The sequence below is a fragment of the Catenulispora pinisilvae genome (assembly GCF_015356865.1).
Lineage (GTDB): Bacteria > Actinomycetota > Actinomycetes > Streptomycetales > Catenulisporaceae > Catenulispora > Catenulispora pinisilvae.
Map to the genome: position 1 here is coordinate 1 of NZ_JAAFZA010000276.1, position 12801 is coordinate 12801.

General features: G+C 70.3%; 11 protein-coding genes and 1 tRNA gene. 3 read left to right on the forward strand and 9 right to left on the reverse strand.

Translation table 11 applies throughout. The features are described from left to right. Positions 1–131 precede the first annotated feature (131 nt). Together IZR01_RS42485 and IZR01_RS42490 are read right to left on the reverse strand one after the other, a co-directional pair. Positions 132–1808, reverse strand: coding sequence for an LCP family protein (locus IZR01_RS42485; protein ID WP_194896166.1), 1677 nt, complete (start codon positions 1806–1808; stop codon positions 132–134). 17 nt (positions 1809–1825) lie between these two features. Then, positions 1826–4174, reverse strand: coding sequence for a HelD family protein (locus IZR01_RS42490; RefSeq protein ID WP_323746463.1), 2349 nt, complete (start codon positions 4172–4174; stop codon positions 1826–1828). A gap of 162 nt (positions 4175–4336) precedes the next feature. On the opposite strand from IZR01_RS42490, the gene IZR01_RS42495 reads away from it, so the two are divergent. Continuing rightward, the gene (locus IZR01_RS42495) at positions 4337–5875 is read left to right on the forward strand and encodes a GlnX family signal transduction membrane protein (RefSeq protein ID WP_194896168.1); all 1539 of its coding nucleotides are present in this window, start codon (positions 4337–4339) and stop codon (positions 5873–5875) included. An 84-nt stretch (positions 5876–5959) separates the two neighbouring features. On the opposite strand, the gene IZR01_RS42500 is transcribed toward IZR01_RS42495, so the two are convergent. The 6 genes from IZR01_RS42500 to IZR01_RS42525 all read right to left on the reverse strand — a co-directional run bounded on the left by IZR01_RS42500 (position 5960) and on the right by IZR01_RS42525 (position 11795). Beyond that, entirely contained in the window at positions 5960–6883 is a 924-nt protein-coding gene (locus tag IZR01_RS42500) for an undecaprenyl-diphosphate phosphatase (RefSeq protein WP_194896169.1), read from the reverse strand. 202 nt (positions 6884–7085) lie between these two features. Further along, positions 7086–7688, reverse strand: a complete 603-nt coding sequence (locus IZR01_RS42505; RefSeq protein ID WP_194927140.1) for a hypothetical protein — start codon at positions 7686–7688, stop codon at positions 7086–7088. 97 nt (positions 7689–7785) lie between these two features. Further along, the gene (locus IZR01_RS42510) at positions 7786–8364 is read right to left on the reverse strand and encodes an MFS transporter (RefSeq protein WP_194927141.1); all 579 of its coding nucleotides are present in this window, start codon (positions 8362–8364) and stop codon (positions 7786–7788) included. 215 nt (positions 8365–8579) lie between these two features. Further along, entirely contained in the window at positions 8580–10049 is a 1470-nt protein-coding gene (locus tag IZR01_RS42515; RefSeq protein WP_194896172.1) for a protoporphyrinogen/coproporphyrinogen oxidase, read from the reverse strand. A gap of 121 nt (positions 10050–10170) precedes the next feature. Then, complete coding sequence (locus IZR01_RS42520) at positions 10171–11346, reverse strand: AI-2E family transporter (protein WP_194896173.1); 1176 nt, start codon at positions 11344–11346, stop codon at positions 10171–10173. Between the two features lie 146 nt (positions 11347–11492). Then, a complete protein-coding gene (locus IZR01_RS42525) occupies positions 11493–11795 on the reverse strand; it encodes a GroES family chaperonin (RefSeq protein ID WP_194896176.1) in 303 nt (100 codons plus the stop codon). A gap of 140 nt (positions 11796–11935) precedes the next feature. On the opposite strand from IZR01_RS42525, the gene bcp reads away from it, so the two are divergent. After that, the gene (bcp, locus tag IZR01_RS42530; RefSeq protein WP_194896174.1) at positions 11936–12415 is read left to right on the forward strand and encodes a thioredoxin-dependent thiol peroxidase; all 480 of its coding nucleotides are present in this window, start codon (positions 11936–11938) and stop codon (positions 12413–12415) included. Positions 12416–12490: 75 nt separating this feature from the next. Next, positions 12491–12563 (forward strand) — tRNA-Leu (locus IZR01_RS42535). A gap of 43 nt (positions 12564–12606) precedes the next feature. On the opposite strand, the gene IZR01_RS42540 is transcribed toward IZR01_RS42535, so the two are convergent. Further along, positions 12607–12801: hypothetical protein (locus tag IZR01_RS42540; protein ID WP_194927142.1), on the reverse strand; the 195-nt coding region annotated here is incomplete at its 5' end.

Consider the following 12801-nt stretch of genomic DNA (forward strand, 5'->3'; position numbering starts at 1 on the left):
GCCGAAATCTGCCGATTTCTCAACAACGCCTTTAAACCCCGTACACGACCGGCGACCTCCGCACCCGACTCTCGTCCAACAGGTGACCACACCACCAACCCGGTGAACCAATCCGGCCACCGCACTACCCGCTACGACCCCGCCGCCGTGACGCACAGGTTCGTGTCGGCGGCGTTCTCGCCCGCCGCGCTGGACAACGCCGCGGACGGCAGCGCGCTCGGCTGCGACGAGCTCGAACTCGTCCCGCTGCCGCTGCCACTCCCGCTCGCTGTAGAGCTCGACCCCGGGCTGAACACATCGCCGCTGGCGAAGTCCGCACCGACGCGCACCACGATCGGGGCGCTGCCGTCGCCGCCGGACTGGACCGCGGTCGCCGGGAGTTGGAGTGCCGCGGCGACCGACTCGGCGCCTGCCTTGGCTTCCGGGGTGCTGTAGAAGACCTGCGTTGTCGCCACGTCGCTGTAGCTGACGCCGGTCGCCTTCTTGAAGCCGTCGGCTTGCAGGGTCGCGGCGAGTTGGCGGGAGCGGCCGTCGTTGCTGGTGCCGTTCTCGACCACGATCGGGTCCTGGACCGCGCCGGGGCTCAGGGTGCTGGAGGTCGCCGACGGCGTGGGCGACGGGGTGGTGGGGGTCGCGCCGCTGGCGGAGCTCGTGGTGGTGGGGCCGGTGACCGACTGGTCGTGGGCGATCAGCGAGAAGATCTGGTTGTCCAGGGCGGTGTCCGGGGCCACGCGGTTGGGGTCCGGCTGGTAGGCGACGGTCGGCATGGTCAGGAAGGTGATGTTCTGGGTCGGCACCTTCTTGAGGGTGTTGGCCAGGTCCAGGAGCTTGCTGACGCTGGCTATGCCGTCGTCGACGGTCAGCGACTTGGAGGCGATGTCCATCAGGTGCGTGGCCTGGAGCGGGTTGTCGAACGTCGCCTGGGACTTCATCTTGCGGATCAGGGCCGACAGGTACTGGTGCTGGGCCTGGGTGCGGTAGAGGTCCGAGCCGTCGCTGAAGCCCTCGCGGGTGCGCAGGAACTCCAGCGCCGTGTCGCCCTGGATGACCGAGGTGCCCGCCGGGAGGTTCAGGTGCGAGTCGGGGTCGTTGACCGCCTTGGTGACGCAGACCGGGACGCCGCCGACCGCGTCGGTCAGGGCCACCACGCCGGAGAAGTCGACCATCATGAAGTGGTCGATCTTGACGTGGGTGAACTCCTCGACGGTGTCCACCTGGCAGCCCGGGCCGGCGGCCAGGGCCGAGTTGATCATGGCGACGCTCTGCGCCGGATAGTTGTTGCCCTTGGCGTCCACACACGCCGGGATCGGGACCATGGTGTCGCGGGGCAGGGAGACGACGGTCGCGTTGCTGCGGTCGGCCGAGACGTGGACCAGCATCTCCACGTCGGAGCGGCCCGAGGGGTCGGTGTAGCCGCCGAGGCTGGCATCCTGGCCGGGCAGCCGGGCGTCGGTGCCGATGAGCAGGATGTTGATCGGGACGTCGCCGTAGGGGTCCGGGGTCGGCTGGACGATACCGGCGCTGGCCAGCTGGTCCGGCGCCGCACCATGCAGCGGCGCGCCCTTGATGTTGTGGTCGATGCGGTAGTACCAGTACCCGGCGTAGGCCACGGTGCCGCCGACGACCAGCACCAGCATCCCGGAGATCACCATCAGCGTCCGCTTGACCCGCCGTCGCGTCTTGCTTCCGTCGGTCCCGGCCGGCGACCGGCCCTGAGCGTGCCTCGGAATCCAGGCGGTGCCGGAGGCCTCGCCCCCGGCTATGCCTGATGTGTCGCCCTCGGATATGTCCGACGTGTCGTCGCTCATGGTTGGTACTCCGTCCCTCAGTCCCCGCTTCCACCCACTTCGATGACGTTCGACCCCCCGGCCGCGGTTCCACCCATAATCAAATCTGCGACGCGTAGCGTCTCCTCAACGGGCGGCGGTGGGAGACGGGTGGGGGAAACTGTGACCAGCAACTGAGTAGCGCGAGTGGCGGTCACATAGTGCGTGCGCGGGCCCATCGGCGACTCCGCGGCGATCAGGTCCGGGTCGACCAGCACCACGGCGTCGAACTCCAGCCCCTTCGACTCCAGCGAGCCCAGGACCTGCACCCGGTCCGGCACGTCGGTCACGGCGAACCTCCCCAGCCTGGTCATCGGGACGATCACTCCGACTGTGCCCTCCACCTCGGCGGCCAACCGGCGGGCGGCGGCCCCGGCCGCGGCGGCCAGGTCGGCCTCGTCGGCGACCACGAATTCCGGCGGCCGTCCGGTCGAACGGACGGCCCGCGGCAGCGGCGCGTCCGGCAGGAACCGGTGCAGCAGCGTCGCGGCGTAGTCGGCGATCTCGACCGGGTTCCGGTAGTTGGTGGTCAGCTCGTACTGCCGGCGTTCCCGCGAGGTGCCCAGCGCCAGGTCCATCGAGCGCCGTGCCTCCTCCAGGTCCTCCCACGAGCTCTGCGCCGCGTCGGCGACCACGGTCCAGGTCGCGTGCCGGCCGCGCCGGGCCAGCATCCGCCACTGCATCGGCGACAGGTCCTGGGCCTCGTCGACCACGATGTGCCCGAATTCCTCGGGGTCGGGCTCCTCTTCGTAGCCGCCACGCTGCGCCGCGCGTTCGCCGAACGTCGACAGCTCGCGGAAACCGCCGGCCTCCGGATCCGAGCCGTCGTCGGTCTCCTCGCCGGTCAGCAGGTTCACGCCGTCGACCACGTAGGGGTTCGCCGCCGCGGCCGCGCGGGCGGTCCGGGGCCCCTCGCCGAGCAGCGAGTCCAGTTCGTCCAGCAGCGCCACGTCGGAGTAGGACAGGCCGGCGCCCTCCTCCCCCACCGCGCGCCAGGATTCGGCCAACAGGGTGGTGTCGGCGGCGCTGAGCACCCCGCGCGAGACCTCGGCCAGGTACGCCGGGTCGCCGAGCGAGCGCAGCACCTCCAGCGGGGTGCGCTGCGGCCACCAGGCGGTCACGAAGTCTCCGAACTGGCGCTGCGAGCGCAGCTCGGACAGGAAGGTGCGGCGGTCGTCCTCGACCTGGTCCGGGTACTCGTCGTAGGGCGAGGCGTCGCCGGCGGCGCGCTTGGCGTCCTGGTAGGCGGTCCAGGCCGCGTCCTGCAGGGAACGGATGACGTCGGCCCGCACCGCGTTCGGCCGCCGGCTGCCGCCGCGCAGCATCCGCTCGCGCAGCCCGGCCAGCTGCGGGGCGTCCAGGGTGAAGAACGTGCCCTGGTAGACCAGCCGCACGTCCTTCGGGGCGCCCCACGGCGCGTCGTTCGCCGCCTTGCGCAGGATCCGCACCATCCGCGGCGAGCCCTTCAGCTTGGCCCGCGCGGCGTCCTCGTGCCGGGTGGCCGCCAGGCCGTTCACCACGTCGCCCAGCGAGCGCAGCGCCGCGCCGCCCTCGCCGAGGGAGGGCAGCACCCGCTCGATGTACTCGGTGAAGCGCCGGTTCGGCCCGACCACCAGCACTCCGCGCGAGCCGAACCGGCGGCGGTGCTGGAACATCAGCCAGGCCACCCGGTGCAGCGCCACCGCGGTCTTGCCGGTGCCCGGGCCGCCGGTGACGACCACGCTGACATCGGCGGGCGAGCGGATCACCACGTCCTGCTCGCGCTGGATGGTCGCGACGATGTCCCGCATGTGGCCGGTGCGGGTGCGGGCCAGCGCCGCGATGAACGCGCCGTCGCCGACCACCGGCAGGCCGTCGGGGGCGGCGTCCGGGTCCAGCAGGTCGTCCTCGATGTCCAGGACCTGGTCGCCGCGGCAGTGCAGCACCCGGCGGCGCACCACGCCCCTGGGGTCCTCCGGCGCGGCCTGGTAGAAGGCCGCGGCGGCCGGCGCGCGCCAGTCCACGACCAGCGGCTCCAGCTCCTCGGTGCGCACCCCGAGCCGGCCGATGCGGTAGGTCTCCAGCTCACCGCCGGGCAGGTCGGGCTTGAGGTCCAGGCGGCCGAAGACCAGCTCGTTGTAGGCGTTCTCCAGGGACCGCTCCCAGATGGCCGCCTCCATCACCTGGACGTCCCGGTCGACCAGCGCCGAGTAGGTACCGCCCTGCGCCAGCTTGTAGCTCTCGCGCACCCGGTGCGCGGCCTGTTCGCGCATCTGGGCCAGCCGGGCGTACGCGGCGTCCACGGCCTGTTGCTCGACCGCGATCTCGCGCTCCTTGACGTGCGCCGAACCGTCCTGCTGAGGTGACACCCCGCGACCTCTCATCTTCTACTACTGAGCCAGCACAACCGCACGATCATCCAAGACCGAGCCCACCCGGGCAAACGCCGTCCGCCCCCGAAGTGTTTGCATTCCGTTTGCAACAGTGGTCACAGGGTCCTCACACACACCATCCAGTCCTATGTTCAGATCGTGTCGGGGACTCTTACTCAGGCGCCCAACCGCAGTACATCGCACCGGGCGGCCGCAAACGGAACCAATTCCAGCGATCATCTCACCTACGTTCCGCACGCACCTCGCCGGACCACGCCGAACATCCTGCGGGCGGCTGCCGCCGTCCTCGGGGTGGTCGCGGTCCTCGCCGCGGTCGTGCTGACGAACTCCGCGTCGGGGGCGCGGTCCAAGATCAGCTCGGTGGGGAGCACGGACGCCCCCAGCGTGCAGGCCACCAACGACTTCCTGTTCAAGCTCCAGGACATGGACGCGCAGCTGGTCAACGCACTACTGGTGAACGGCGACCCGGGCGTGCACGTGCCGCGCGCCAAGAGCGAGGCGCTGTACGACCAGGACCGGCAGGACGCCAACGCGGACCTGGAGTCCGCGACCGTCGCCCTGGCCGGGAACACCAGCGCCTTCAACCAGCTGCACGACGTGACCGACACCTTCGGTCAGTACCAGGAGCAGGCCACCCGCACGCTGGCCGACGACGAGCGGATCGGCGGCGACGCCGCCGGCCAGGCCCCGGATTCGATCCTGGCCGACTACACGCGCGACAACGGCATCCTGTTCGGCGCCGACGGCGAGAGCGGGCTGATGGCGGCCGCCAAGTCCTTGGAGCAGACCAGCAAGGAGGCCATCAACACCTCCGCGAGCTCGGTCACCAGTTCGCTGAGCACCCTCGTCGCCGAATTCCTGATCTTCGGCGCACTCCTGGTCGCCGCCCTGGTGGCGATCCAGGTGTTCCTCGTCCGGCGCTTCCACCGGGTGCTGAGCCCGGCGCTGATCGGCGCGACCGTGGTCGCCCTGATCGTCATGCTCGGCGGCACGGCCGGCACGCTCAACACCTCCCAGGACTTCCACACCGCCAAGGCCAACGCCTTCGATTCGGTGCTGGCCCTCGGCGAGGCCAACGCGCTCAGCGCCGGGATCAACTCCGACGAGAGCCGCTGGCTGCTCGTGCACAAGGAGCCCAGCCAGGCCGACCAGTTCACGATCTCGTTCCTGGCCGGCGAGCAGGCCGTGGCCGGCCAACCGGACGCGGCCGGCCTCACGACCTACGCCGCCGCGCTGAAGGACGAGGCCGCCGCGCGGACCCCGGACAACCTCGACCAGACCGCGTTGGACGCCAACAGCAGCTTCGGCGAGGAATTCCACAACATCACCTTCCCGGGCGAGGCCGAGGCGGCCCTGGCCGCGTTCAACGCCTACGACACCTACATCCAGGACGACGCACAGCTCCGCGCAATGCCGCTGAACTCGTCGGCGGGCCTGAGGCAGGCGATCGACTTCGACACCAACGCGGACACCCCGGGTTCCTCAGACCAGACGTTCAACGCCTACAGCACGGCGCTCGGGGCCGTCACCGCCATCAACGAGTCGCACTTCCAGACCGCGATGCCGGCCGCGAAGAACCGGATGGGGGTCTGGACCTGGCTGCCCTACCTCCTCGCGGCGCTGCTGATCGGGCTCACCGTGCTGGGGCTGCGGCCGCGGCTGACCGAATACCGCTGACCGGCTCTGCGCGGAAAGCCTTCGGGCCGCCGTCCCGCTCAGGCGGGCGGCGGCCCGGAGTGCTTCGGCGGGGCGCTGCGGGGCTCAGTGGTGGATCGAGAACCAGACCAGCGAGAACGCCCCGGCCAGGACGCAGTAGATGCCGAACGGCTTCAGGTCGCGGTTCTCGAAGTACCTGGTCAGGAACCGCACCGATATGTAGGCGCCGACCGCGGCCAGCACGGCCCCGGCGATGGCCGGCCCGAGGATCGAGTGGTTCACCGGTTTGGCCAGCTCAGGGGCCTTGTACACACCGGCGGCCAGGATCACCGGGGTGGCGAGCAGGAACGCGAAGCGGGCGGCGTCCTCGGTCTTCAGCCCGCGGGCCAGGCCCGCGACCATCGTGATGCCGGAGCGGCTGATGCCCGGCAGCAGGGCGAAGGCCTGCGCGCCGCCGATGCCGGCCGCGGACTTCCAGCCCAGCCGGGCCAGTCGGCGGTCGGCGGCGATCTCCGGGGGCTCGCCGCGACCCGGCGGGACGTTGCCGTCGTCGGCGTGCCGGCCCTTGGAGGAGCTCTTGAGCATGTAGTCGGCCAGGAAGATGACGAAGCCGTTGACGAGCAGGAAGACCGCGGCCGGCACCGGTTTGCCCAGGTGGGTCCGCAGCGCCTTGTCCAGCACGATGCCCACCAGGCCGACCGGGATGGTGCCGACCACCAGCAGCCAGGCCAGCCGCTCGTCCGGGCCCTCCACGCTGCGGTGCCGGATCGAGCTGAACAGGGCCCCGATGATGCGCACCCAGTCCCGCCAGAAGAACGCCACCAGCGCCAGCGCGGTGCCGACGTGCGCCAGCACCAGGAACGCCAGGTACGGCGAGTCCTTGGCGGTCATGTCCAGATCGCTCTTCCAATGGCCGCCGATGAAGGCCGGCAGCAGGATCGAGTGGCCGAGGCTGGAGATGGGGAACAGTTCGGTGACGCCTTGGACCAGCCCGATGGTGCAGGCTTCGAGATAGTTGAGGCCGGACAAATCGGTTCCCCTCCGGAAAAGAAATGCGATGCGCCGGAGGATACGCGGGGCGTCCGGCGGTGCGAGCAAACAAACGGTGAACGCAGGGCAAAGCGGCAGCGCTGGGGCTTGACAACCGGCTCGCCCGCCGTTGCCCCCTAGACGACGCGCGGACCGGAAGACAGCCTACGACAGGATGTAGCAGTTGTGTTCGGGTGCGGCCCTACGGGGTGCGGCCGGCGTACCAGCCGTCCAGATCGGCGGGCTGGACCCGCAGCGCGGCCGCCAACTGTTCCCGGGACAGCGGCTCCGGGCCGGACACGGCCATGTTCAGTACCGCCTGCAACATCGCGTTCAGCACGCCGCGCGCCTTCATCAGCGATTCCAGCGCGTTCTCGTAAGCACCCTGATCCACCGCGCGGGTGACCATCGGCAGGCCGACGTTGACCAGGCCGGTGATCCGGCCGCGCAGTTCGGCGTCCAGTTCCCCGGGCAGCAGCGCGCGGCCGTCGGCGTGCACCTCGGCCAGCGCCAGGCCGGACTTGTCCCGGATCATCGCGCGCACGCTGTGGTACGCGCCGTAGCGCAGCGCCGGGGAGTGCGCCTCGCCGCTCGGCGCGATCACATGCTCGGCGAAGTCCCGCAGCCGCGGGACCATCGCCAGCACGTAGTCCTTCAGGGCCTCCAGACCGTTCAGCGGAGCGGGATCGACGGCGTCCACCGCGGCGGTGGCCCATAGAGTCCCGCCGACGGCGGCCTCGGCGGGATCGGGATGCGCGGTGAGAACGTCGTACTCCACCCGCTCCGGGCGGAACTGTCGCGCCATGGTCTGGAGTCTGGTGGACCAAGGCGAACCCCCGGTGAACATCCGACGAAATCCGGACGCCCGCGGGGGCAGCAGTAAGCTCTTGAGCTGGGGATTGTCAGTGGGCGAACACAGGTTCGCCGGCCCCGCTCCCGGCACCCTCAACGTCCCCTGAGGTGCCGTTCGGGTCCTTGGCGCGCACGTTCTTCGGCAGGAAGAACATCAGCAGGAAGACAAGGAACTGTCCACCGGCGACGAACCACAAGGTCCTCTCGTAGCCGTTGATCATGGTCTGCTGGCCGGCCTTGACGCCCTGGCTCGCCAGAATCTGTCCCACCGCCGGCGACTGGTGCGGGTCCGGGTGTGCCGGGTTCGGGCAGGACGCCGGCAGGCCGCTCGGGTCCTTCTCCTTGGCCCGGTCCACCGCGCACTGCTTGAACGAGGCGTAGACCTGGTCGGCCTGCGGCGCCGGCACTCCGGCGGCCACCAGCTGGTGGGTGATCGCCGGCAACATGTCGTCGACCGCCTTCGTGGCGTTGGTCCCCATCATGTTGAAGAAGACCAGCGCGGTCAGCGCTATACCGAAGGCCTGGCCGAGCTGCTGGCTGGTGTTCAGCAGGCCGGAGGCCGAACCCGCGTCGCGGGTCGGCACGTCGGTGAGGATCAGGTCGAAGATCGGGGCCACCACCAGCCCCATGCCGATGCCGGTGATCAGCAGCGGCAGCGCGGGCGCGCCACGCCCGTTTCCTCATGATCAGCCATGCCTCGTCAGCCCCCTCAGGCTCGGACTCATTCTCAGATTGGAGTCCAGGCTAGAGGAGGCCGCCGACAGTATGCCGAGGCGAGAAGCCTGTGATGCCTCACACCGCGTTGTGACACGGATACGACGTGATCCGCCTCACACGTACTGAATCAGCTCTCGACGACGTGCTGCGTGAACCGGTCCCGGGCCTGCGCCCACATCCGCTGATCCCACTGGCCGGCGCCCAGCGCGTCGGCGGCTTCGTAGCCCATCATCAGCGCGTGGTGCGTGTTGTCCGGCGTGAACAGGCCGAGCCGGCCGAAGGTGGTCACGTGCGGCAGCGACTCGACCCAGCCCTCCAGGTCGGCCAGCGCCTCGCGATAGCCCTTGTGGTAGATCGGGTACACCTGGCGCATCCGCTTGACCTGCACCCACTCCAGGTTCAGCGGGGGCAGGCCGAGGCGGCGCACGGTTTCCTGGACCAGGCTCGCGAGCTGGTCCTCCTCCGCGGCCCACAGATCGTCCCCTATGGCACAGGGGATCTCGAAGCACAGCACGGTCCGCTCGGTCGGATCGTCCGGGGAGAACCGGTGGTTCGGCGGCTCGGAGATCCGGGTCACCGGGGTGTCGCCGTCCGGGATGTAGTGCACGTCGCAGCCGGTCCAGCGACCGCCGGCGTGGACCGCGTAGACCAGCAGGATCGCGCGGAACTGGAGCTTGCCGCTGGCCTCCACCGCCTCGTACGGCGCCCCCGGCGAGGTCAGGCGGGCCAGCAACGGGACCGGGATGGTCGAGAAGACGTGGCCGGCCCGGATGTCCGAGCCGCCCTCGGCCCAGTGCTGCTCGCCGGACCAGCCGCCGCGTTCGGCCGCCGAGCCGTGGAACTCCGAGCGGGCCAGCGTCACGCCGACCCCGTCGGCGTCCACGGTCAGGCGCTCGGCGGCGGCCCCGAGGCGGATCCGCGCGCCGGCCTCCATCGCCGCGTCGGCCAGGGATTCGCAGAGCTGGCCGAAACCGCGGCGCGGGTACAGGTAGGCCAGCGACTCCCCGGCGATCGAGTTGCGGACGCTGCGCACCAGAGCGCTCAGCATGGTCTGCGAGCCCGCCTTGCGCCGGGCCTGGTCGATGTCGAGCTCCTCGCCGGAGACGCCCCACAGCTTGGCGGCGTAGGGCTCGTAGACCTGCTTGTACATCGTCGGCCCGAAGCCGGCCCGCATCAGCTCCGCGTACGACTCGGCGGCCGCGGTCTGCTTCTTGCCGCGCCAGGTGGTGGCCAGCGCGTCGAAGGCGGCGCGGGCCATCGGCACCGCCGGCATCGACTTGGCCAGCTCGCGCGGTTTGAACGGGTAGGTCACCCAGCGATCGCCGATCAGCAGCCGGCCGTTGCGGTAGCGGGTCTGGAGATCCGAGCCCATCAGGGCTCTGAGATCGGCGAGGATGTGCTCGGGCAGGTCCGGGTTCAGCCGGTGGCTGCCGAAGTCCACGCGGAACCCGGCGACATCGAACGACGCCGCCATCCCGCCCACTGTCTCAGCGCGCTCCAACACGTCCACGGACAGGCCGCGGCGCGCGGCGCGCCACGCGGCGGCCAGGCCCGCGGGGCCCGCGCCGAGCACGACCAGATCGGCCCTACCGGTCATCGCTGGTATCCATCAGAACGCCCACAGTAGTAGTCCCACCCCATTCCCGGAACGCGCCGCGCGATGCGCGTCTCGGGTCTCACCCGATAGGGGAGATCATGCCGTATCCGAGGGCTGGGTATCACATCTCGTCGATGCGCGGCAGCAGCACCTCGGTGGCGATGAGCCGGATGGCGACCGCCGCGGGGATCGCGACCAGCGCTCCGACGATCCCGAACAGCGCGGCACCGACCAGGACCGCGAGAATCGTCACCATGGGGTGCACGTCCACGGTGCGCCGGTTCACCCGCGGGGCGATCAGGTAGTCCTCGGCCAGACGGGCCGCGACGTAGTAGGCCAGGGTGAAGATGGCCACCTTCAGCGAGACGGTCAGCGCCACCAGCGTCACCACCGCGCCGCCGATCGAGGAGCCGACCACCGGCACCAGCCCGAACAGCGCGACCACCATGCCCAGCGCGGCCGGGTAGGGGATCGACCACGCCATCGCCCAGACCCAGGTGAAGAAGCCGGCGATGGAGGCGATGATCATCTGCCCGATGACGTACCGGCCGACCTGGGCCAGGATCCGGTCGGTGAGCTCGGAGACCCGCGGGCGGCGCCGGACCGGCACCAGGTGGTAGCCGAAGTTCTTGATGCCGGGCAGGTTCGCCACGAAGTAGAAGGTCAGCGCGATCCCGGCCAGGGTCCCGGTGACCAGCGAGAACACCGCCTTGCCGGCGCCCAGGATGCCGTTGAGGTCCAGGGTCCCGGCCTTGTTGGCGCTGATCCAGGACTTGACCTTCTCGATGATGTGGTACTTGTTCTCCAGCTTGCCCAGGTAGGTCGACTTGTTGCGCAGGTCGTTCAGGTAGCCGGGGATCGCGTTGATCAGGGAGTTGACCTCCCGGTCGATCGGCGGGAAGATCACCGCCACGAATCCGGCGAACAGCGCCAGCACGCCCAGCGCGACGACCGCCACGGCGAAGCCCCGGCGCAGGCCGCGGTGCACCAGCCCGGTGACCATCGGATCCAGCGCGGTCGCGAAGAACACCGCCAGCATCAGGATCGACAGCAGGCTGCCCAGGCCCGAGACCAGGTGGACCAGGGCGTAGGCGGTGATGGCGCCGGCGGCGAGCCAGAAGGCGAAGGTGAACCAGCCGCCCGCGGGCATGGCGGACAGCGACGGCGGATCGTCGGCGGCCGGATTCGCGCCGTCGCTCCTGGCCGCGGTGCCGTTCGGCGCCGGGGACGGGCTCCCGGCCTTCGGGGGGCGCGTCGAGGTCGCCTGATCGGTACCCCCTTGCTGAATGCCGGCCATGCCCACGACCTTAGGGGAAGCCGGTGGTCTACGGGTAACCAGTCGGCGACGGGCGATCGCCGGGTGCTGTGTTCGGCGGGCCGGAGATGAACGTCAGCCAGACAGAGACCGAGCCGGCGATGAATCAGGGGTGCGACAGCGACGCCTCAGAGGTACAGACCGGTCTCGCCCTCGCCCTCGGCCAGCCGTTCGGCGGCCACGGCGTGCACATCGCGCTCCCGGAGTAGGACGTAGTCGGTGCCGCGCACCTCGACCTCGCCGCGGTCGGCCGGATCGTAGAGCACCCGGTCGCCGACCTGGACGGTGCGCACGTTCGCCCCGATCGCCACGACCTCGGCCCACGCCAGCCGGCTGCCCACCCGGGCGGTCGCGGGGATGAGGATGCCCCCGGACGAGCGCCGGTCCCCGGTTTCCGGGTCCTCGCGCACCAGCACGCGGTCGTGCAGCATCCGGATCGGAAGCTTTTCTCCTGAACTCACGCTTGTGACGTTATCGCACCGGCCCTCGGGCGTCCGCCCGGGTAAGGGGCGAGCCGGCGACGCCCGGCTTCCGCCAGGTGGCTGACCGCGCGGGCGGTTAGCCTGGTGCCGTGAAACTCAACCCCGGAGACACCGCCCCCGCCTTCACCCTCACCGACGACCACGGCGACGCCGTGAGCCTGGCCGACTACGCCGGCCGCAAGGTGATCCTCTACGTCTACCCGGCCGCGATGACCCCGGGCTGCACGAAGCAGGCGTGCGACTTCCGCGACAACATCGCCTCCTTCCAAAAGGAGGGCTACGCGATCCTCGGCCTGTCCCCGGACAAGCCGGAGAAGCTGGCCAAGTTCCGCGAGCGCGACGCGCTGACGTTCCCGCTGCTGTCCGACCCGGACAAGGACGTGCTTCAGGAGTACGGCGCGTACGGCGAGAAGAAGCTGTACGGCAAGACGATGGTCGGCGTGCTCCGCTCCACGTTCGTCCTCGACGTGGACAAGAAGGGCGTCGCGAAGGTCGACGTCGCGCAGTACAACGTGAAGGCCACCGGGCACGTCGCGAAGCTGCGGCGGGATCTGGGCTTGGACGGGTAGCACACGCCGAGACCGCGGGAACCGGCGGCCGCCGGGCTCCTTGGACGGCCCGGACCGGTCACGATAGCCTGGGGCGGGGCTGTACCCCAATGGTAGAGGGACAGGTTTTAGGTACCTGGCAGTGCGAGTTCGAGTCTCGTCAGCCCCACTCAAAATCTTGGTCATGTCGGCTGCGCCCGCACCGGCGCCCGCTAGGCTCCGTCAACGAGTGAAGATCCAAACGACGAAGTCAAGGGGCGCCGGACCGTGACCACACCGACGTCGCGCCGGTCACGCAGCCAGGCCTGGCCGTCCAGCACTGGACGCAGCTCGTCCAGCGGGACCGGGCACAGCTCGTCACGGCCCGGATCGGTCTCCTCCTCCGAGGGCTCGCCGGACTCCCAGAC